This is a genomic window from Croceicoccus estronivorus, assembly GCF_001625325.1.
GTDB classification, from domain to species: Bacteria; Pseudomonadota; Alphaproteobacteria; order Sphingomonadales; family Sphingomonadaceae; genus Caenibius; species Caenibius estronivorus.
In genome coordinates this window covers 1-18,945 of record NZ_JRQQ01000005.1, presented here as the reverse complement: position 1 = coordinate 18,945, position 18,945 = coordinate 1, and the positions used below count along the sequence as shown (strand labels likewise).

Sequence of the window (18,945 nt, the reverse complement as noted above, 5' to 3'; positions counted from 1 at the left end):
AAAGAGCGCGGCTCGCCGGGCTAATGCCCGGCTCGCGCAAAGAGGATTCTAGCCAAAGAGACCAGGAAGTAGCGGCATGACCTCGCCATGTGTCGCCGCGCGGGCGGCGTTAAAGGCCGGGGCCACCGTCACCCATTCCACTCGCCAATCGAGGCGCAGCACATCACCGTCGCCGTCGCGCTGGATGCGCGTTATGCCCGCACCCTCCTTGCTGACCACAAACCGGCACGCCTCATCGTCGCCATAGGCGGCTTCGATCAATGTGCCATCCGAGAAGCTGATCCAGCAGTGCCCGGCGGCGCCACGCGGCACGGCCAAGTCCGCGTCTATGTCGCCCATCACTTTCAGCCTCGTGCGGTCCTCGCCGCAGATCATCACGCTCATACGCCATCCCTCGATTCGGAAAGCAGCAGAATGGAACATAATAGGAACAAAGTTCAAGAGGCATCATCCGCGATACTGTCGCTGGGATGATCGGAAGGCGCCGATCACACGAGTTCAGGGGGCTTTCGATCGTCGCCTCACGCCCGCTTTGATGGCTGCTCTGGCAGAATCCGTCCGCCCTCCGCAAAGGCTGCGAACAGCTTTTTTCCGCCGCGCGTGAACGGGCTTTGCAGCGCGAAGCAAAAAAGCCGTTCGCCGCCAAACCTCCACTGCGTTCCGGCCGCAAGCGGTGCGGGTGCGTCTCGGTCCCCGCCTTCGAGACGCCATCGCGGTCGCATGGGGCGACACGATACGAAAGGACTGAACAATGGCGATCATCGGAACCTTCACCGCCCAGGACAACCGCTTCGTGGGCAAGCTCGAAACCCTGACCCTCTCGCAGCCGATCCAGATCCGGCCCGTCGAGAAGGATAGCGACAAAACGCCAGATTACCGCGTCTATGCCGGCGAGACCGAGTTCGAAATCGGCGCCGCCTGGAAGAAAACCAGCCGCGACGGCCGCGACTATCTCTCGGCCAAGATCGACGATCCCAGCTTCCCGGCTCCGATCTACGCCTCTCTCACCGAGAGCGACGATGGCAAGCACCAACTCATTTGGTCGCGCTGACCGGCGCACCCGCACGGCGCCCCGCCCATTGGCGGGGCGCCTTCTTGCTGTTCCTGTGGGTGACAATGGCAAGATGGACGGGCCATTTGGCCCGGCGCCGATCATCGGGTTGCTTGGGGCGCTGCCCCCAGCGCCCTTCGGAGCGGCTTCCGCCCAGCTTCCTCCGCGCTTCGCGCTCCGTGCAGCCGGTTCCCCGCGAAGCCGCCCACTCCGGTTGCACCCCCGGTCTCGCCGACGGGCAGGGTTTCAGCGCGGCAGTACCGCTCGCGCGGAAACCCAAGCCAAGGAAGGAAAAGCCATGAGCATCCACCATCTCGCCACCCGGTTCGGTCGCAACGCCCATCAGATCAGCGGACGCGAGCCGCTCGACAACGAGGCGCTCTATCGCCACGTCCCGTCCATCTTCGCCAACGAGGCGCACGACAGCCGTTCGCAGCGCTATGTTTATGTCCCAACCATCGACATTGTGGAGGGGCTGCGGCGGGAAGGATGGTTTCCGTTCTTTGCCGTCCAGTCGGTCCCGCGCGACTGCAGCCGCCACGGCCACGCCAAGCACATGCTGCGCCTGCGCCGGGATGACGGCATCAGCAAGCCGGAGGCCGCCGAGGTCATTATCGTGAACAGCCATGATGGGACCAGTGCCTATCAGATGTTCGCGGGGATGCTCCGCTTCGTCTGCACCAACAGCATGATCGCGGGCGAGCGGTTCGAGGAAGTCCGCGTGCCGCACAAGGGCAATATCCAGCGCGACATTATCGAGGGTGTTTATACGGTCGCGGAGGACTTCCCGCGTCTGATCGACGCCAGCGAAGGCATGAAGGCAACCCGGCTTTCCGAAGATGAGCGGCGGTTGCTCGGCGAGGTGAGCTTGGTCGCCCGCTACGGCGAAGACGAAAGCCCGCTGACGCCCGAGCAGATCACGGAGCCGCGCCGCCGCGAGGACATGGGCAACAGCCTGTGGACCACGTTCAACGTCGTTCAGGAGAATGTCATTCGGGGCGGTTTGCAGGGCCGCAAGCGCAACGCAGAGGGCCGTATCCGCCGCAGACAGTCCCGCCCGATCAACGGCATCGACCAGAATGTGACGCTCAACCGCGCGCTCTGGACATTGGCGGAAGGGATGCAGCGCCTGAAGGCCGGATGATTGCCATTGCCGCAGGGCCGGAGGTTCCGGCCCTGCGGCTACCATTTCCACCATCGCGCGCCTCTTCCGGCTTGCGCGCCGGTCCGGCTGCCGGCGGGCTCGCCGGGCATTCGCCCGGCTCGCCATCATTACAGTATTGATCTCCCAAGGCGACTATAATAGTCGTTTTAATAGCGTATAGCGCGCGGCTTGTGGACGTGTTCGCGCATGACCACTTCCCGCCAGGTGCGGGCCGCTCGCGCGCTTCTCGGTTGGACCCAGGAGATGCTTGCCGACAAGGCCCTTGTTGCTTTGACCGCGCTCAAGCGACTTGAATCGGAGAATGAATTGCCCGTGCGTGAGGATACCCGTCATCAAGTGACCAAGGCCCTGGAAGCGGCGGGCATCGTCTTTCTCGATTCGGATCGCGGCCATGGCGTGCTGCTCGTGAGCAATTCCGGGGGCGAGCCACAGAAATAGTCGGTCATTCCATACGCCCGGTTATGCGCTTGGCGTCCGATCACCATAGCAAAAATGGGGCGATTACTCCGCTCCATTATGGTGTATGTTCCGTTAACCAATTGGCGGGGGCAATGACCGAAAACGGAGCGACGCGATGGCAGTAGCCGCGTTCGAGGATCGCGCGCCCGACGCGGTCCACGTCACTTCCTACGACGAGCGCCATCACCGGACCTATTGGCGCTTGCTCGACGCGGCTGAGGAAAATGCCGACTGGTGCGAGGTCGTGCGGATCATATTCGGGATCGACCCAGACGCCGAACCCGAGCGCGCGCGTCTCGTCTATGATTCCCATCTCGCGCGTGCGCGCTGGATGACCGAGACCGGATACCGCCACTATCTACGCCCGCCCGATTCATAGCGACCAGCGCTGACCGTGGCGCGACGGCTCGGAAAATCGAACCAGGACACTGACTTAGTTTCGCTATGCGACCCGGCCTTCGGCGGGGCTTCTCCGCAGATGGCGACCCCGGAAACATCTCCCATCGCGCTCCGCAGAGGGCCATGCTTGGGAGGGTTTCGATGCCGCCTGAGAAGGACTGGCGCGTGGCCCCGGATGACGCTGGGGACGACGCGCTGCAATATTTGGACATCGCCATCGGCTATGTCAGCCGCAATGCCCGTTATCGTGCCGATTATCTCTGTGCCCTCGATCGCGTAAAGCACGGAACCGTCGCCGCCGATGATGCGACGGCCAAATTGGTGCGGCGCTGGGGGATCAGCTTCCACACCACGCCATCGGCCGCCTTCGATCCGAAGCTGGCCGTGGCACGGCTCGACCTTTCGCCGTCCGGTATCGTGCTGGCGCCCCCGCCGGAGGGCGTCGACGCGGCCCAGCGCCTCGACCTCAAGACGCTCGGGACCGTTCGCGCGCGCATGAAAATCGGCGATTTCCTCCATGTCATTCTTGCCGACAAGGATGGCGACGAGCGCCTCTGGGTATCGGGCGCGCTCGACCGGCCCCTAGCGATGATGCTGCCGATCGACCCTGACCCTTTCACGCGCCTCGCTGCGGCGGAACGGTTCTGCCGCCGCCTGCTCGGCATGGCGGCCGGCCCGCCAACCTTCCGTCCTCCGCCTTTCCGGCGCCGGCATCTTCTCATGCTTCTGCGCCTGCTGGACGGGCACCATGCGGGCGCCAGCCGGCGCGAACTCGCCGCCGCGCTGATCGACGACGCGGTTCGCGACTACAACGCGGCCGAGTGGGTCGAAAGCCGCGAGCGCAAGCGCATCGGCCGCTGGCTGAAGGAAGCCGTCGAACTGCGCGACGGCGGTTATATCCGCCTGCTGCGCGGTCGCTGAAGGGGGGACATTTCTCGCCCCCTCAACGCTGTCCCTTCTTTGCGCCGGGGTCTTTCCGCCACCTTCGCCTCCTGTTCGCCGTACCCGCATTTCGGGTCCGGCCATCATCAGGAGGATCATCATGGCCGAACCCGTTGCTGGCACAACGCCACGCTATCTCAAGACGCCCGACGCGGCGATCCATCTCGGCCTTTCGGCCCGGACGCTGGAGAAACACCGCTGCTATGGCACCGGGCCGGTCTTTCGCAAGCTCGGCGGACGCATCGTTTATGCGATCGACGACCTTGATGCCTGGGCGGCGCTCGGCATACGCCGTTCCACCTCCGATCCGGGCAACGGCACCGTCCATCCCGCCAAGCGCCTGCCGACCGACTGCGTGCGCCGCTGACAGCCATGTACCGGGAACACCCTCCTTCGGCCGAGCGAACGCAGCTTGAGCTGTTTCGATCGGTGCCCGGCGATCTCGCGCCGCGCGATGCACAGGACTTGATGACCTGGCCGTTCTTCAGTCTCGCCAAGTCAAAGCGCATCACACCGATCGACTTCCGGATGGGCCAGACATGGATCTCGGTCGAGGCGGTTCCCGAGCATGGCATGGCGACCATTTGGGATGCCGACGTGCTGATCTGGGCCGCAAGCCAGATCGTCGAGGCGCGCGATGCGGGCCGGCCGACATCGCGGCTGATGGCGACCACGCCGCATGAGATTCTGACCTTCGTCGGCCGTGGCACTTCGGTGCGCGATTATGACCGGCTGAAAGCCGCGCTCGACCGGCTCCAGTCCACGACCGTGGCCACGTCGATCCGCCAGCCGCACCAGCGGCGGCGGCATCGCTTCTCCTGGATCAACGAATGGAAGGAGCGGCTCGACGGCGCCGGCCGACCGCGTGGGCTGGAGCTGATCGTGCCCGACTGGTTCTATGCGGGTGTGCTGGACCGGGCGCTCGTGCTGACGATCGACCCGGCCTATTTCGGGCTTACCGGCGGCCTTGAACGCTGGCTTTACCGCATCGTGCGCAAGCATGGCGGACATCAAAGCGGCGGGTGGAGCTTCGACCTTCCGCATCTCCATCGCAAGTCGGGGGCGCTCTCGCCGTTCAAGCGGTTTGCCTTCGAGTTGCGCGCCATCGTGCGGCGCCAGCCACTGCCCGGCTATGTTCTGACGCTCGAACATGCGCTGGGCCGCGAGCGTCTCAGCTTCGCGCCGATCCCGGTCGATCCGTTCGATGCCGCCATGCGTCGCGTCGGTATCCGCCTTGTGGACAAGTCATGAAGGCGCTCGTGCTATCAGGAACCGGCGCACTCGTGCCATCGGGAACCGCAGAGTCGTGCCATCAGGAACCGGATTGCTCCGCAAACCCGCGGAAATCCTCGCCGAATCCGCCCTCTTCTAACAATGCTAATAGAATCGAATCCTTCGGATTCTTGCTAACGCCCGCGCGGCTGTGGACCGGCGGCGCGGCGCCCTTCCGTCTCGATCAGCATCCCCGGAGACCCATCATTATGCCATACGACCGCCGCAACGGCGCGCCGAACGTGCTTGCCCGCGACAGCCTCACCCATGTCGAACTGACATGGATCGAGAAGAAGCTGGAGCACTGGATACGCTTCGGCCGCATTGCCCAGGACCGGATCGTCACGCGCAGAACCCGCGTCGTCGGCTTCCGTCCGGGCGCTGTCTTCGCCTTCGTCCGCTGGGCTTCCAACGATTTCGGAACGATCGTCTCGCGTATCGACGTGGTGCAGGTGATCGCGCCGGGCGAGCCCTATGCGACGCTGCCTTTTGTGCGGCCGGGCGGCGACATCCTGTTGCACGTCGAAGGCTGGCCGAAGGCTCAGCAGGTTCTTGCCGTGATCGACGCGGTGGAAGCGGCGGGTGTCGATCCCTGCGACGCCGCGCCCGATCATTGGCGCCATGTCCACAATCGCATTGCCGCCGGCCAGCAGCCGCGACCCTACACGCTGGAACGCCATCACGCCTGGCTCAAGCGGCGGGAGATCGAGGGATGACCCGCCTTGGCTATGTTCTTGTCACGACGCTTGCCGCCGAATTGTTCGCCGGCCTGTTCATCGCCGTCGCCGTGCTGGCGCCGACGCCGCGTTTCCTCTGGAACGCCAGCGCCAGCGCACCGATCGGACTCTACCGGATCGCATCCGACAGCGCTCCGCCGGTCGGCACGTTGGTCGCCATAATGCCGCCGGCGAAGACCGCCCGCTGGCTTTCGGCGCGCGGCTATCTGCCTGAAGGGCTTCCGCTCCTGAAGCATGTCGCGGCGAAGACCGGCCAGCGCGTCTGCCGGATCGGTGCCATTGTGAGCGTCGACAGACATCCCGTCGCCATTGCCCTTGGGCGCGACAGCAGGGGCCGCCCGCTTCCAGTCTGGCGAGGTTGCCGCATCCTCAAGCCGGGCGAATTGTTGCTGCTCAATCCCGCCGTGCCTGACAGCATGGACAGCCGCTATCTCGGCCCGCTGCCTGTGTCCGGGCTGCTCGGCCGGGCGATCCCGCTGCTCACGCGCGAAGCACCGGACGCGCCACTGCATTGGCGCAGCCTCGGTTCTGTCACCGCGTCCCCACCTGTCGATACCAAGGAGACCGGCAATGCATCCCATGACCTTTGAACCCGAAGATCGGTCCTGATCCATGCACACAGATTGTCGATCCGCGCGTTACCGGACGGTTGCCCTCGCGCTTCTCGCCGTGATGCCGGGCGCGTCATTGCCGGCCCTGCCCGCGCCTGCCCACGCTCAGTCGGCGTCGCCGTCCAACAGCACAGAAATCGCCCGGCATGTTGCGGCGGCCGCGCAGCGCTATGACATACCCGACGCTTGGATATGGGCCGTTATGGGCATCGAAAGCGGCGGCGATCCCGCCGCGATCTCCCCCAAGGGTGCGATGGGCCTGATGCAGATCATGCCCACCACCTGGACCGCGTTGCGCTCCCGGCATGGGCTTGGCGGCGACCCCTATGACGTGCGCGACAACATCATGGCGGGCGCGGCTTACCTGCGCGCCATGCTCGATCGTTATGGCGACCCTACTGCCATGCTGGCTGCCTATCATGCCGGGCCGGGCCGCTACGACGAATATCTTCGTCGCGGTCGGCCGCTGCCCGCCGTGACACGCGCCTATGTCGCCCGGTTGGCGCCCCGGATCGGTATTGCGCCAACGCCGCACATGGCGCCACCAGCAATCCCCGACCCGCTTGCCTGGACCCGCTCGGCGCTGTTCGCCGCGCGCGCGACGATGGCATCGGATCGCGGTGCCGACGACGTAACTGCCGCGCCGGACACGCAGCACGAGCGCGTGCCGGATGCCCCACAGATGGCCGCCATGGCCGCACCAACACCGCCATCGCGGAGCCTGTTCGTCCCGCTTTCCGGTCGGCCGTCGCAATGAATGGCGCTAGCGTGCTCTGGCGCAGTCCTTTCCAAGCCCTCGCAGGGTTGGAAGGGAGGAAGGCGGTATTTTTGCAGGGGAAGGATCGAGGGCAAGATAAAGGGCGGCAATGTGCGGAGCCCTTGCGCCTCGGTTGTGGCCTTGATTCTCAAGGCTTTCGGGCATTGCTGCGCAATGTGTGCGGAAATCCCGCACTTTGCGGCGCAGGGCGAACGCCCGCCGCCATCAGGGTTTGCCGCACATTGCGGCCTGTCGCCCCATGAGCGGCGACGACGATTTCCGCATCCGGCCTGGTCGCATCCGCTCGCGGGGAAACCAGCGGGCGCTGCCGATCATCGTCCAGGCGCTCGCCGCCGCGCAGAGGGCTGGCGGGCATGTCTCGCGCCGTGGCCGCATCGTTGCGCCGGGCCGCTCGACCTTCGGCCGGGGCCGGGTGGCGAGCGTGCGCGCGACCCACCGGCTCGGCCACCGATCGCGCCAGGTCATCGTCAAGGCGCGCGTCGTCCGGCATGGCGGCCGCGCCTCGCTGGCCGCCCATCTCAATTACCTGCAACGCGATGGCGTCACGCGCGACGGCGAAAAGGGCGTGCTGTTCGGCGCGGAGGCGGACGGCCTCGACCGCAACGAGTTCGCGGCGCGCTGCGAGGACGACCGCCACCATTTCCGGTTCATCGTCTCGCCCGAGGACGCCGAGCAAATGCGCGACCTCAAGGGCTTCACCCGCGAGCTGATGATGCGGATGGAAAAGGATCTCGGCACCCGCCTGGACTGGCGGGCGGTCGAGCACTGGAACACCGACAACCCGCACGTCCACATCATCGTGCGCGGCGTCGCCGAGGACGGGCAAAACCTCGTCATCTCGCGCGACTATATCCGCGAGGGGATGCGGGCGCAGGCGCGCGAGATCGTGACCCAGGAACTCGGCCCGCGCACCGACCTCGAAATCCGGCAATCGCTGGAGCGGCAGGTCGAAGCCGAACGCTGGACCGAGATCGACCGCGACCTGTCGCGGACCATGCAGCGCGACGGCGTGATCGACATGGCGCCCGAACCCGGCGTCCGGCCGGATGGCGACCATGTGCTGAGGATGGGCCGACTGCGCAAGCTGGAGAGGCTCGGCCTCGCCAACGAGATCGCGCCCGGCCAGTGGACGCTGGCGGACAACGCCCAGGCTGCGCTGCGCGAGCTGGGCGAGCGCGACGACCTCATCAAGCGGATGCACAAGGCGATGAGCGAGCGCGGCATCGACCGGGGCGCCGGCAGCTACGTCCTCGACGCCGATCCGGCCCAGCCCGTTGTCGGCAGGCTGGTCGATCGCGGCCTGCATGACGAACTGACCGGCAAAGCCTATGCGATCGTGGACGGGATCGACGGCCGCACCCACCATATCCAGCTTCCCGACATCGAGGCGACCGGCGATTGCCGACCCGGCGCGATCGTCGAGCTGCGCCGCTTCGAGGACCGCAAAGGCCGGCAGCGGGTGGCGCTCGCCGTGCGCTCCGACGTGGACCTTGCGGCACAGGTCCGCGCGCCGGGGGCGACCTGGCTTGACCGGCGCAATCTGTCGAGCGACGGCCATGATCTCGGCGGCGGCTTCGGGACCGAGGTGCGTGCCGCGATGGAAGCCCGCGCCGAGCATCTCGCCGACGAGGGGCTCGCGCGTCGGCAGGGCCAGCGTATCATCTTCGCGCGCAATCTGCTCGACACGCTGCGGCGGCGCGAGCTGGCCGCGGCGGCCGATAAGCTGTCGGCCGAGATTGGCTTGCCGCACGCGCCCTCCAAGGCGGGCGAATATGTCGCGGGCACGGTTCGCCAGCGCCTGACGCTCGCCTCGGGCCGCTTCGCCATGATCGACAACGGATTGAGCTTCCAACTCGTGCCCTGGTCGCCGTCGCTCGACCGCCAGATCGGCAAGCACATCTCCGGCGTCATGCGAACCAATGGCGGCGTCGATTGGTCGTTCGGGCGCGGCCGGGGGTTGGGCCTCTAGGCAGATCGCCACACGCAATATCAATCCCGATGGCGCGGCGCATCGCCATTGACCCCGAGCGCGCAGAGAGTCGGGCCGTGGTCCGGCTATCGCGTGAATATTCGTCCAATAACGCCGATCATGCTCGGAAATAGAATAGGCCAAACTACGCTACTCCCTGTCTTTCTACGCTAGACTTTCCTAAACAATAACAGCGACTTGATTTGGCGTCCGGCAGGTATCGACTTCGGCGCCATGTCGGCAACCAAAATCCTTTGGGGTCAGGTCTTCACGGTCTTCCTGATCGTGCTCGCAGCCATTTGGGCCGCGACGCAATGGACGGCCGCGGCGCTCGCCTACCAGCCCGAGCTTGGGGCGCCGTGGTTCACGCTCGGCGACTGGCCGATCTATCCGCCGCCGGCCTTCTTCTGGTGGTGGTTCTCCTTCAACGCCTATGCGCCGGAGATATTTCAGGCCGGCGCGTTCATCGCCGTGTCGGGCGGCTTCGCCGCGATCATCGTCGCCATCGGCATGTCGGTCTGGCGCGCGCGCGAGCTGAAGAACGCCGAGACCTATGGCTCGGCGCGCTGGGCGACGCGCGGAGAGATCGCTGCCGCCGGGCTGCTGGGCGACAGCGGCGTCATGCTCGGGCGGCTCGGGCGCGACTATTTACGGCATGACGGTCCCGAGCATGTGTTGTGCTTCGCGCCGACACGGAGCGGCAAGGGTGTCGGCCTCGTGGTGCCGACGCTGCTCACCTGGCCGGGCTCGGCGATCGTGCACGACATCAAGGGTGAGAACTGGCAGCTCACCGCCGGCTTCCGCGCCTGCCACGCGCGGGTGCTGCTGTTCGATCCGACCAATGCTGCATCGGCCGCCTACAATCCGCTGCTCGAAATCCGCAAGGGCGCCTGGGAAGTGCGCGACGTGCAGAACGTCGCCGACGTGCTGGTGGACCCGGAGGGTTCGCTGGAGAAGCGCAACCACTGGGAAAAAACCTCCCATGCCCTGCTGGTCGGCACGATCCTCCATGTCCTCTACGCCGAGGCCGACAAGACGCTGGCCGGCGTCGCCGCCTTCCTGTCCGATCCCCGCCGTCCGATCGAGAGCACGCTATGGGCGATGATGACGACGCCGCACCTGGGCGAGGCGGGCGTCCATCCCGTCGTCGCCTCGGCCGCGCGCGAGCTGCTCAACAAATCGGCCAACGAGCGATCGGGCGTGCTCAGCACGGCCATGTCGTTCCTCGGGCTCTATCGCGATCCGGTCGTCGCGCAGGTCACACGCACTTGCGAGTGGCGCATCAAGGATCTGGTCGAGGGCGAGCTGCCGGTGACGCTCTACCTCGTCGTGCCGCCCAGCGACATCTCGCGCACCAAGCCGCTCATTCGCCTCATCCTCAACCAGATCGGGCGCCGGCTGACCGAGGACCTGAAAGCGCGGCAGTCGCGCCACCGGCTGCTGCTCATGCTCGATGAGTTTCCGGCACTCGGTCGTCTCGACTTCTTCGAGAGCGCGCTGGCGTTCATGGCCGGCTACGGCATCCAGAGTTTTCTGATCGCCCAGAGCCTCAATCAGATCGAGAAGGCTTACGGGCCGAATAACGCGATCCTCGACAATTGCCATGTGCGTGTGTCGTTCGCCACCAACGACGAGCGCACCGCCAAGCGCATATCGGACGCGCTCGGCACTGCGACCGAGATGCGGGCGATGAAGAATTACGCGGGTCACAGACTCTCGCCGTGGCTCGGGCATTTGATGGTGTCGCGCTCCGAAACCGCCCGCCAGCTCCTCACGCCCGGCGAGATCATGCAGCTCCCGCCCGACGACGAGATCGTCATGGTCGCGGGCATCCCGCCGATCCGGGCGAAGAAGGTCCGCTACTTCAAGGATCGGCGGTTCACGCAGCGGGTGATGTCCCCGCCCGACAGCAATGTCGGCGGTGGTGCGCCGCGGCCCGATGACTGGAGCGGCCGGCCGCCGATCGAGGCGCCGCCGATGCCCGAGCCGATCGAGCACGACGCGCCGAAGAAGCCGAAGAAGAAAAAGGCCGGCAAGAAGGCCAATGTAGAGGACGATGCCGCCAATGCGGACTTGCGCCGCGATCCAGCGCTGGAGCGCCATATCGATATTGCGCCCGCGCCCAGGCCCGCACCTGCCAATGAGTTCGAGCTGGACGAGCCCGATCCCGATAGCGACGCGGCGCGGCAGGCGACGGTCCGGCACCAGATGCAGCGAGTGGCCCGGCAGGCGTCGCTCGATCCCGACGACGGTATCGAGCTATGACGACCAAATCTCCCTTGTCGGTCTATCTCGAACCGGAACTCAAGGATGCGCTTGAAGCCTATGCCGATCGGCGCGGACAGTCGCGTTCGCTGATCGCCGAGGCGGCCATCGCGTCCTTCCTGTCTCCCGATGCCGATGAGCAGCGCGAGGCGGCCATCGCGAAGCGGCTCGATAAGCTGGATCGACGCACCACTCGGCTGGAGCGCGACGTGGGGATCGGCGTCGAGATGATCGCACTGTTCGTGCGCTTCTGGCTGTCGAACACCCCGCCGCCGCCTGAAGCGGAACGGTCCGCTATGCGTCGCCTGGGGAATGATCGCTACGACGCCTTCATGGAGGCGCTGGGCCGCCGACTCGCGAAGGGGCCGAAGGTCCGGCAGGAAATCAGCGAGGATGTTCCGGCGGCGAAGGAATAGCCACTAATTGCCGATCAGCGTAAAACATGATAAGCGTTTAAGTGTAAAACAGCTTATCGGAGTGAATGGTCATGGGCGATGCAACGCGCTGGACGGTGAATGTAGCGCCGGAAACGGATATCGAAGTTCGGACCTATCTCGCGCAGCGCGGGATGAAAAAGGGCGACCTTTCAAAATTCATCGAAGAATCGGTCAAATGGCGTCTGCTGGACCTGACCCTCACGGAAGTCAGGGCCGGTTTCGACGATCTCTCCGTCGATGAACTCGACAACCTGATCGAGGAAGCGGTCGCCGACGCGCGCAAGCAGTAAACCATGCGTGTTGTTATCGACACCAATGTCTTCGTTAGCGCCCTGCTGTCGAGCCGATCGCTGCCAGCGCAGTTGGTCAGGCTATGGCGGCAGGGGCATTTCAGCCTGCTGACATCCGTCGAGCAGATCGAGGAATTGCGCCGCGTAACGCGCTATCCGAAGATACGCGCCCGTCTGTCGCCCACGCTGGCCGGCCGGCTGGTCAACGAGCTGCGGGCGGTGGCGACCGTTCTCGACGATTTGCCCGTTGTCACCGCGTGCCGCGATCCGTGGGACAATTATCTGCTTGCCACTATTGAGGCGGGCGATGCCAATATACTCATCACTGGCGACAAGGCGGACCTTCTGAGCCTTGAGCGGCATGCGGGCGGGCGCATCGTCACGGTGCGCCAGTTTTTCGAACTGACAGGCAAGGTGCCACAAGCCAATAACTGATTCGCAGCAAGAAGCGTCCTGCAATCTGTAACCTCGTAAAGCGCGCGACCTACGCCAATCCCTGTCTTTCTTCGCCAGCCTGCGACGCCCGCATTTCCTTGTTGAATCCTCTCCTTTTCAGTCTCTCTTGATGAACCCCTGACGCCGGGCGGCGGTTCGCCCGACACGATTGCAGGGGCTTCGTCTTGACCGTCCACCCGATCCGTTCCGAGGCGAAGACACGCGGAGCGCGGATGTTGCGCACGGCGCTCGGGCCGTCGATCGCGGCCTGGCTGGATGATCCCGTTGTCATTGAGGTCATGCTGAACCCGGATGGTCGACTCTGGATCGACCGGCTCGGCGAAGGCATCAGCGATACCGGCATGACTCTGGCCGCCGTGGACGGCGAACGCATCGTCCGCCTGGTCGCGCATCATGTCGGCGTCGAGGTTCATGCCCGGTCCCCGCGCGTCTCGGCCGAGCTGCCCGAAGGCGGCGAACGCTTCGAGGGATTGCTGCCGCCCGTCGTCGCGGCCCCCGCCTTCGCCATACGCAAGCCCGCCGTCGCCGTGTTCACGCTTGACGACTATACAGCGGCCGGGATCATGTCGGGGGCTGAGGCCGAGGCGCTGCGCCAAGGCGTCGCTAACCGCGCCAACATCCTCGTCGCGGGTGGCACCGGCGCCGGCAAGACCACGCTGGTCAACGCAATCCTGGCCGAAGTCGCCAAGACCACCGACCGCATCGTGCTCATCGAAGACACGCGCGAGTTGCAATGCGCCGCGCCCAACCTAGTCGCCATGCGGACCAAGGATGGCGTCGTCTCGCTGTCCGATCTGGTGCGCTCCTCGCTGCGCCTGCGGCCTGACCGCATCCCCATCGGCGAAGTCAGGGGAAGCGAGGCGCTCGATCTCATCAAGGCGTGGGGAACGGGGCACCCCGGCGGCGTCGGCACCATCCACGCCGGGACCGCGCTCGGCGCGCTGCGCCGGATGGAGCAACTTATCCAGGAGGCCGTCGTCACGGTCCCGCGCCTGGCTGTAGCCGAGACCATCGATCTGATCGCCGTGCTGGTCCGCGACGGACACGGCCGCCGCCTCGCCGAGCTGGCCCGTGTCGAAGGGCTCGACCCCGCCACCGGCGATTATCGCCTCGCGCCCCTTTCAACCATCCAACCCGGAGACCTCAAATGATCCATGCCCTTGCGTCTGGCGCGCGGCGCGCCACGCTTGCCGTCACCGCCAGCTTAATCGCGCTGTCCTTGTCGTCGCCTGCTTACGCGGGCGGATCGTCGATGCCGTGGGAAGCCCCGCTGCAAAGCATCCTCGAATCCATCGAGGGGCCGGTCGCCAAGATCATCGCGGTGATAATCATCATCATCACCGGCCTCACACTGGCGTTCGGCGACACGTCGGGCGGGGCACGGCGCATGATCCAGATCGTGTTTGGTCTGAGCATCGCGTTCGCGGCAAGCTCCTTCTTCCTCACTTTCTTCTCGTTCGGCGGCGGGGCGCTGATCGCATGACCGGCGCGGCGGATCATGGCAAACCGATCGCGGGCTTCTATGCTCCGGTTCACCGGGCGCTGATTGAGCCGATATTGCTCGGCGGTGCCCCGCGCTCGCTCGCGATTCTCAACGGCACGCTGGCCGGCGCGATCGGGCTGGGCCTGCGCCTCTGGCTCGCGGGCCTCGTGATCCTGGCTATCGGTCATGCGCTCTCCGTATGGGCCGCGCGGCGCGATCCGCAATTCGTGGACGTGGCCCGGCGGCATCTACGCTACCCGGCGTGGATGCGGCCATGATGTCCTTGCACGAATATCGCAGCAAAGCCGCGCATCTGGCCGACTTCCTGCCCTGGGCCGCGCTGGTCGGTGAAGGCGTCGTGCTTAACAAGGACGGCTCGTTCCAGCGCACCGCACGCTTTCGGGGACCGGACCTTGATTCCGCGACGCCCGCCGAACTGGTCGCCACCACGGCGCGTGTGAACAACGCGCTGCGCCGGCTCGGATCGGGCTGGGCGATCTTCGTCGAGGCGCAGCGCAGACCCGCGCTCGACTACCCGCAATCCGAGTTTCCCGATCCCGTTTCGGCGCTGGTCGATATGGAGCGGCGCGAGCAGTTCCAGGAAGAGGGATCGCATTTCGAGAGCCGCTATTATCTGACTCTCTTGTGGATGCCGCCTGCCGAGGAAGCCGCCCGCGCCGAAGGCTGGCTTTACGAGGGCCGCTCGACCACCGGCGTCGATCCGTGGGAACTGCTGGGCAGCTTCACCGATCGCAGCGATCGCGTGCTGGGTCTGGTCGAGGGCTTCGTGCCCGAGGTTCGCTGGCTCGATGATAGTGAGACGCTGACCTACCTGCACAGCACCATCTCGACCCGGCACCAGCGCGTGCGCGTGCCGGAAACGCCGATGCACCTCGATGCGCTGCTCGCTGACGAGCCGCTCACCGGCGGGCTCGAACCGCGCCTGGGCGACTATCATCTACGGACGCTGACGATCACGGGATTCCCGAGCGTCACATTCCCTGGTCTGCTCGACGAGCTGAACCGGCTCGCCTTCGAGTATCGCTGGTCCACTCGCGCGATCATGCTCGACAAGACCGACGCGACCAAGCTGCTCACCCGCATCCGCCGCCAGTGGTTCGCCAAGCGCAAGTCGGTCGCGGCGATCCTCAAGGAAGTCATGACCAACGAGGCATCCACGCTGCTCGACAGCGACGCCTCGAACAAGGCCGCCGACGCCGACACCGCCTTGCAGGAGCTGGGCGCCGACTATGTCGGCATGGCCTATGTCACCGCGACGGTGACGGTATGGGACCGCGATCCCGCCATCGCGGCCGAGAAGCTGCGGCTGGTCGAGAAGGTCATCCAGGGCCGCGACTTCACCGTCATCCCCGAAGGGATGAACGCCGTGGAAGCGTGGCTCGGCTCGCTCCCCGGCCACACCTACGCCAACGTCCGGCAACCGCCGATCTCCACCATCAATCTCGCCCACCTGATCCCCCTGTCAGCAGTATGGGCGGGGCCGGAACGGGACGAGCATTTCGGTGAACCCCCCTTGCTCTACGGCAGGACCGAAGGCTCGACCCCGTTCCGGTTTTCCCTTCACCCGGATGGCAGCGACGTCGGGCACACGCTGATCGTCGGCCCGACCGGCGCGGGCAAGTCCGTCCTGCTCGCGCTGATGGCGATGCAGTTCCGCCGCTATGAGAGCGCCCAGGTCTTCGCCTTCGACTTTGGCGGCTCGATCCGAGCGGCCACCATCGCCTGTGGCGGAGACTGGCAGGATCTCGGCGGAAGCCTCTCCGACGAGGAAGCCGGCGTCCAGTTGCAGCCGCTGAGCGCTATCGACGATCCGGCCGAGCGCGCCTGGGCGGCCGAGTGGCTGGCGGCGATCCTCGCGTCGGAAGGCGTCGCGGTCGATCCCCAGGCCAAGGAACATATCTGGTCGGCGCTCGCCTCGCTGGCGTCCGCGCCGATGCCGGAACGGACACTGACAGGGCTCGCGGTCCTGTTGCAGAGCCAGCAGCTCAAACAGGCGCTCGCGCCCTATTGCATCGGCGGGCCGTGGGGCCGGCTGCTCGACGCCGAGGCCGAGCGGCTGGGCGAAGCCGACATGCAAGCATTCGAGACTGAGGGGCTGGTAGGCGCCGGCTCGGCCGCCGCGGTGCTCTCTTATCTGTTCCATCGCATCGAGGGCCGGCTGGACGGCTCGCCGGCGCTCATCATCATCGACGAGGGCTGGCTGGTCCTCGACAGCCCGGACTTCGCCGCGCAACTCCGCGAGTGGCTGAAAACCCTGCGCAAGCGCAACGCCAGCGTCGTCTTCGCGACGCAGAGCCTCGCGGACATCGAGACGTCGAGCATCGCGCCGGCCATCATCGAGTCCTGCCCGACGCGCATCTTCCTGCCGAACGAGCGCGCCGCCGAGCCGCAGATCGCGGCCATCTACGAACGGTTCGGCTTGAACGCCCGGCAGATCGAAATTCTCAGCCGGGCGACGCCCAAGCGGGACTATTACTGTCAAAGCAGGCGCGGCAATCGCCTGTTCGAGCTGGGGCTGGGCGAGGTCGCGCTGACCTTCGCCGCCGCGTCGTCGAAGACCGACCAACTCGCCATCGCCGACATCATCGAAACCCACGGGGCGCCCGCGTTCGCGGCCGAATGGCTGCGCCATCGCGGCTGCGCCTGGGCCGTCGAGCTTCTTCCCCCCGATCCCCCACGCCAACCCCAGCAGGAGTTACCTCTATGACCGGATTCCCCCTGCGCCGCGCCATCCTGGCCGGCGTTCTCGCCAGCGCGGCCGTCGTGCCGATGATCGCGCCCACGCCGGCCTACGCGCAGTTCGGCGGCATCGTCTACGACCCGACCAACTACGCGCAGAACGTGCTGACGGCCGCGCGGTCGCTCCAGCAGATCAACAATCAGATCCAGCAAATCCAGAACCAGGCGACGAGCCTCATCAACGAGGCCCGCAACCTCACGTCGCTGCCGTTCTCCTCGCTCCAGCAGCTCCAGCAACAGGTGCAGCGCACCCAGCAGCTTCTCTCCGAAGCGCAGCGCATCGCCTACGACGTGCAGGACATCCAGCAGGCGTTTGACGTCCGCTACAAGGGCGCGGCGCTGACCGGCGATCACGCGCAGATGGTCGCCAATGCGAACGCCCGCTGGGAGGATAGCGTCGGCGCCTTTCAGGATGCCTTGCAGGTGCAGGCCGGCGTCGTCGGCAACATCGAAGGCACGCGCACGACGATGGACAGCCTGGTCTCGGCCAGCCAGTCCGCGACAGGCGCGCTCCAGGCGGCGCAGGCGGGCAACCAGCTTCTCGCGTTGCAATCGCAGCAGCTCGCAGACCTCACCGCCGCCGTCGCGGCGCAGGGCCGGGCGCAGGCGCTGCAATCCGCCCGCCAAGCGGCTGAGGAGGCCGAAGGGCGCGAGCGGTTCCGCCGCTTCATGGGCAACTGAGGCGCCCCCATGCTGCATGGAACCTCGCGCACGGCGAAGATCGCAGGGGTGGCGGCGCTGGCCGGGCTGATGATGACGGTGGCAATCGTCGCCGCCGTCCAGCCCGACGAGCCCGCGCCCGCGCCCGCGCCGCCGCTCGTACTGCCGGCGGACGAAGGCGAGGCCAGGCTCGCCCGCGAGCTGAACCGCTGCGCCTCGCTGACCATGCCGGACTCGGGCTGCGAGGCGGCCTGGGCCACCAACCGGCGCCGCTTCTTCCGCCAGGACGAGCCCGCGCCCGCGACCGAGCGCGGCGGCGACATGGCCCCGGATGAAGGCGTCCGGCCATGAACGACACCGGCGTTATCGACAATTTCCTCAACGTCTTCACCGGCTACATCGACAGCGGATTCGGGCTGCTCGGTGGCGAGGTCGCGTTCCTCTCGACCACGCTGATCGCCATCGACGTGACGCTGGCCGGCCTGTTCTGGGCCTGGGGCGCAGACGAGGACGTGCTTCAGCGTCTCGTCAAGAAGACGCTCTACATCGGCACCTTCGCTTTCATCATTGGCAATTTCGCGCTGCTCGCGGCCATCGTGTTTGAGAGCTTCGCCGGGCTCGGCCTCCAGGCCAGCGGCGGCGCCATGACGATCGACGAATTCATGAAGCCCGGCACGATCGCGGCCAAGGGGCTCGAAGCGGCCAAGCCGCTACTCGATGCGGCGGGGCAGTTCTCCAGCCTTTGGGCCGTGTTCTCGAACCTCGCGCTGATCCTCGTGCTTCTGCTCGCCTGGGTGATCGTGGTGCTCGCCTTCTTCATCATTGCCGTGCAGGTCTTCATCACGCTGATCGAGTTCAAGCTGGTGACGCTGGCCGGCTTCGTCCTGCTGCCGTTCGCCTTCTTCAACAGGACCGCCTTCATGGCTGAGCGCGTGCTGGGACATGTCGTCTCGACCGGCATCAAGGTGCTGGTGCTCGCGGTCATCACCGGCATCGGCACCACACTGTTCAGCCGGTTCACCGGCGCGGCCCTCGGACCTGCGCCCGACATCAATCAGGTCATGGCCATCGCGCTCGCCGCGCTGTCGCTGCTCGGCCTGTCGATCTTCGGTCCCGGCATCGCCAACGGGATCGTCTCGGGCGGCCCGCAGCTCGGCGCGGGCGCGGCGGCGGGGACCGCGCTGGCCGCAGGCGGCGCGCTGGTCGGCGGC

Annotated in this window: 23 protein-coding genes; 22 read left to right on the top strand and 1 reads right to left on the bottom strand. The window is 66.2% G+C overall.

All coding sequences use genetic code 11. The features are described 5' to 3' along the window. Positions 1-48 precede the first annotated feature (48 nt). Positions 49-384, bottom strand: coding sequence for a hypothetical protein (locus tag MB02_RS08220; protein WP_067535453.1), 336 nt, complete (start codon positions 382-384; stop codon positions 49-51). A 367-nt stretch (positions 385-751) separates the two neighbouring features. On the opposite strand from MB02_RS08220, the gene MB02_RS08210 reads away from it, so the two are divergent. The 22 genes from MB02_RS08210 to trbL all read left to right on the top strand — a co-directional run. Then, positions 752-1,051, top strand: coding sequence for a DUF736 domain-containing protein (locus MB02_RS08210; RefSeq protein WP_067535447.1), 300 nt, complete (start codon positions 752-754; stop codon positions 1,049-1,051). Between the two features lie 298 nt (positions 1,052-1,349). Continuing rightward, positions 1,350-2,195, top strand: coding sequence for a DUF932 domain-containing protein (locus MB02_RS08205; protein ID WP_067536321.1), 846 nt, complete (start codon positions 1,350-1,352; stop codon positions 2,193-2,195). 207 nt (positions 2,196-2,402) lie between these two features. Next, entirely contained in the window at positions 2,403-2,654 is a 252-nt protein-coding gene (locus MB02_RS08200) for a helix-turn-helix domain-containing protein (RefSeq protein WP_067535444.1), read from the top strand. Between the two features lie 136 nt (positions 2,655-2,790). Next, complete coding sequence (locus MB02_RS08195) at positions 2,791-3,054, top strand: DUF2285 domain-containing protein (protein WP_067535441.1); 264 nt, start codon at positions 2,791-2,793, stop codon at positions 3,052-3,054. 161 nt (positions 3,055-3,215) lie between these two features. Continuing rightward, positions 3,216-3,995: a DUF2285 domain-containing protein gene (locus tag MB02_RS08190; RefSeq protein WP_067535438.1), complete on the top strand. Its 780-nt coding sequence runs from the start codon at positions 3,216-3,218 to the stop codon at positions 3,993-3,995. A 121-nt stretch (positions 3,996-4,116) separates the two neighbouring features. Further along, positions 4,117-4,383 carry a helix-turn-helix transcriptional regulator gene (locus tag MB02_RS08185; RefSeq protein ID WP_067535435.1) on the top strand — a complete coding sequence of 89 codons (267 nt, stop codon included), beginning with the start codon at positions 4,117-4,119 and terminating at the stop codon, positions 4,381-4,383. Positions 4,384-4,388: 5 nt separating this feature from the next. Further along, positions 4,389-5,267 (top strand): replication initiator protein A, encoded by an 879-nt coding sequence (locus tag MB02_RS08180; protein ID WP_067535432.1) that lies wholly within the window; start codon positions 4,389-4,391, stop codon positions 5,265-5,267. A 230-nt stretch (positions 5,268-5,497) separates the two neighbouring features. Beyond that, complete coding sequence (locus MB02_RS08175) at positions 5,498-6,004, top strand: DUF2840 domain-containing protein (RefSeq protein WP_067535429.1); 507 nt, start codon at positions 5,498-5,500, stop codon at positions 6,002-6,004. After that, positions 6,001-6,615, top strand: coding sequence for a S26 family signal peptidase (locus tag MB02_RS08170; protein WP_067535426.1), 615 nt, complete (start codon positions 6,001-6,003; stop codon positions 6,613-6,615). Before MB02_RS08175 ends, MB02_RS08170 begins: the two co-directional genes overlap by 4 nt. Before the next feature lie 22 nt (positions 6,616-6,637). Continuing rightward, positions 6,638-7,393: a lytic transglycosylase domain-containing protein gene (locus MB02_RS08165; RefSeq protein ID WP_067535423.1), complete on the top strand. Its 756-nt coding sequence runs from the start codon at positions 6,638-6,640 to the stop codon at positions 7,391-7,393. Between the two features lie 259 nt (positions 7,394-7,652). Next, a complete protein-coding gene (locus tag MB02_RS08160) occupies positions 7,653-9,383 on the top strand; it encodes a relaxase/mobilization nuclease domain-containing protein (RefSeq protein ID WP_067535420.1) in 1,731 nt (576 codons plus the stop codon). Positions 9,384-9,617: 234 nt separating this feature from the next. Then, positions 9,618-11,648 carry a conjugal transfer protein TraG gene (locus MB02_RS08155; RefSeq protein WP_067536318.1) on the top strand — a complete coding sequence of 677 codons (2,031 nt, stop codon included), beginning with the start codon at positions 9,618-9,620 and terminating at the stop codon, positions 11,646-11,648. After that, complete coding sequence (locus MB02_RS08150) at positions 11,645-12,064, top strand: CopG family ribbon-helix-helix protein (protein WP_067535416.1); 420 nt, start codon at positions 11,645-11,647, stop codon at positions 12,062-12,064. Before MB02_RS08155 ends, MB02_RS08150 begins: the two co-directional genes overlap by 4 nt. Positions 12,065-12,135: 71 nt before the next feature. Continuing rightward, positions 12,136-12,375, top strand: a complete 240-nt coding sequence (locus MB02_RS08145) for a ribbon-helix-helix domain-containing protein (protein WP_067536315.1) — start codon at positions 12,136-12,138, stop codon at positions 12,373-12,375. Between the two features lie 3 nt (positions 12,376-12,378). Beyond that, the gene (locus tag MB02_RS08140) at positions 12,379-12,810 is read left to right on the top strand and encodes a putative toxin-antitoxin system toxin component, PIN family (RefSeq protein WP_067535413.1); all 432 of its coding nucleotides are present in this window, start codon (positions 12,379-12,381) and stop codon (positions 12,808-12,810) included. A gap of 185 nt (positions 12,811-12,995) precedes the next feature. Further along, on the top strand, positions 12,996-13,982 hold the full coding sequence (trbB, locus tag MB02_RS08135; protein ID WP_067535409.1) for a P-type conjugative transfer ATPase TrbB: 987 nt from the start codon (positions 12,996-12,998) through the stop codon (positions 13,980-13,982). Next, positions 13,979-14,314 carry a TrbC/VirB2 family protein gene (locus tag MB02_RS08130; protein ID WP_067535405.1) on the top strand — a complete coding sequence of 112 codons (336 nt, stop codon included), beginning with the start codon at positions 13,979-13,981 and terminating at the stop codon, positions 14,312-14,314. The genes trbB and MB02_RS08130 overlap by 4 nt, the downstream gene beginning before the upstream one ends. Beyond that, the gene (locus tag MB02_RS08125; RefSeq protein WP_067535402.1) at positions 14,311-14,592 is read left to right on the top strand and encodes a VirB3 family type IV secretion system protein; all 282 of its coding nucleotides are present in this window, start codon (positions 14,311-14,313) and stop codon (positions 14,590-14,592) included. Before MB02_RS08130 ends, MB02_RS08125 begins: the two co-directional genes overlap by 4 nt. Beyond that, positions 14,589-17,042: a conjugal transfer protein TrbE gene (gene trbE, locus MB02_RS08120; protein WP_067536312.1), complete on the top strand. Its 2,454-nt coding sequence runs from the start codon at positions 14,589-14,591 to the stop codon at positions 17,040-17,042. Before MB02_RS08125 ends, trbE begins: the two co-directional genes overlap by 4 nt. Next, positions 17,039-17,755, top strand: coding sequence for a P-type conjugative transfer protein TrbJ (gene trbJ, locus MB02_RS08115; protein ID WP_067535399.1), 717 nt, complete (start codon positions 17,039-17,041; stop codon positions 17,753-17,755). The genes trbE and trbJ overlap by 4 nt, the downstream gene beginning before the upstream one ends. A gap of 9 nt (positions 17,756-17,764) precedes the next feature. Further along, a complete protein-coding gene (trbK-alt, locus tag MB02_RS08110) occupies positions 17,765-18,085 on the top strand; it encodes a putative entry exclusion protein TrbK-alt (RefSeq protein ID WP_067535396.1) in 321 nt (106 codons plus the stop codon). Then, the coding region (gene trbL / locus MB02_RS08105; RefSeq protein WP_067535392.1) for a P-type conjugative transfer protein TrbL at positions 18,082-18,945 on the top strand (864 nt) is incomplete at its 3' end. The genes trbK-alt and trbL, both read left to right, overlap by 4 nt.

Bases quoted from the DNA above. Each gene is read 5' to 3' on its own strand.
- MB02_RS08220 (WP_067535453.1), bottom strand. From the start codon at position 384: ATGAGCGTGATGATCTGCGGCGAGGACCGCACGAGGCTGAAAGTGATG.
- MB02_RS08210 (WP_067535447.1), top strand. From the start codon at position 752: ATGGCGATCATCGGAACCTTCACCGCCCAGGACAACCGCTTCGTGGGC.
- MB02_RS08205 (WP_067536321.1), top strand. From the start codon at position 1,350: ATGAGCATCCACCATCTCGCCACCCGGTTCGGTCGCAACGCCCATCAG.
- MB02_RS08200 (WP_067535444.1), top strand. From the start codon at position 2,403: ATGACCACTTCCCGCCAGGTGCGGGCCGCTCGCGCGCTTCTCGGTTGG.
- MB02_RS08195 (WP_067535441.1), top strand. From the start codon at position 2,791: ATGGCAGTAGCCGCGTTCGAGGATCGCGCGCCCGACGCGGTCCACGTC.
- MB02_RS08190 (WP_067535438.1), top strand. From the start codon at position 3,216: ATGCCGCCTGAGAAGGACTGGCGCGTGGCCCCGGATGACGCTGGGGAC.
- MB02_RS08185 (WP_067535435.1), top strand. From the start codon at position 4,117: ATGGCCGAACCCGTTGCTGGCACAACGCCACGCTATCTCAAGACGCCC.
- MB02_RS08180 (WP_067535432.1), top strand. From the start codon at position 4,389: ATGTACCGGGAACACCCTCCTTCGGCCGAGCGAACGCAGCTTGAGCTG.
- MB02_RS08175 (WP_067535429.1), top strand. From the start codon at position 5,498: ATGCCATACGACCGCCGCAACGGCGCGCCGAACGTGCTTGCCCGCGAC.
- MB02_RS08170 (WP_067535426.1), top strand. From the start codon at position 6,001: ATGACCCGCCTTGGCTATGTTCTTGTCACGACGCTTGCCGCCGAATTG.
- MB02_RS08165 (WP_067535423.1), top strand. From the start codon at position 6,638: ATGCACACAGATTGTCGATCCGCGCGTTACCGGACGGTTGCCCTCGCG.
- MB02_RS08160 (WP_067535420.1), top strand. From the start codon at position 7,653: ATGAGCGGCGACGACGATTTCCGCATCCGGCCTGGTCGCATCCGCTCG.
- MB02_RS08155 (WP_067536318.1), top strand. From the start codon at position 9,618: ATGTCGGCAACCAAAATCCTTTGGGGTCAGGTCTTCACGGTCTTCCTG.
- MB02_RS08150 (WP_067535416.1), top strand. From the start codon at position 11,645: ATGACGACCAAATCTCCCTTGTCGGTCTATCTCGAACCGGAACTCAAG.
- MB02_RS08145 (WP_067536315.1), top strand. From the start codon at position 12,136: ATGGGCGATGCAACGCGCTGGACGGTGAATGTAGCGCCGGAAACGGAT.
- MB02_RS08140 (WP_067535413.1), top strand. From the start codon at position 12,379: ATGCGTGTTGTTATCGACACCAATGTCTTCGTTAGCGCCCTGCTGTCG.
- MB02_RS08130 (WP_067535405.1), top strand. From the start codon at position 13,979: ATGATCCATGCCCTTGCGTCTGGCGCGCGGCGCGCCACGCTTGCCGTC.
- MB02_RS08125 (WP_067535402.1), top strand. From the start codon at position 14,311: ATGACCGGCGCGGCGGATCATGGCAAACCGATCGCGGGCTTCTATGCT.
- trbE (WP_067536312.1), top strand. From the start codon at position 14,589: ATGATGTCCTTGCACGAATATCGCAGCAAAGCCGCGCATCTGGCCGAC.
- trbJ (WP_067535399.1), top strand. From the start codon at position 17,039: ATGACCGGATTCCCCCTGCGCCGCGCCATCCTGGCCGGCGTTCTCGCC.
- trbK-alt (WP_067535396.1), top strand. From the start codon at position 17,765: ATGCTGCATGGAACCTCGCGCACGGCGAAGATCGCAGGGGTGGCGGCG.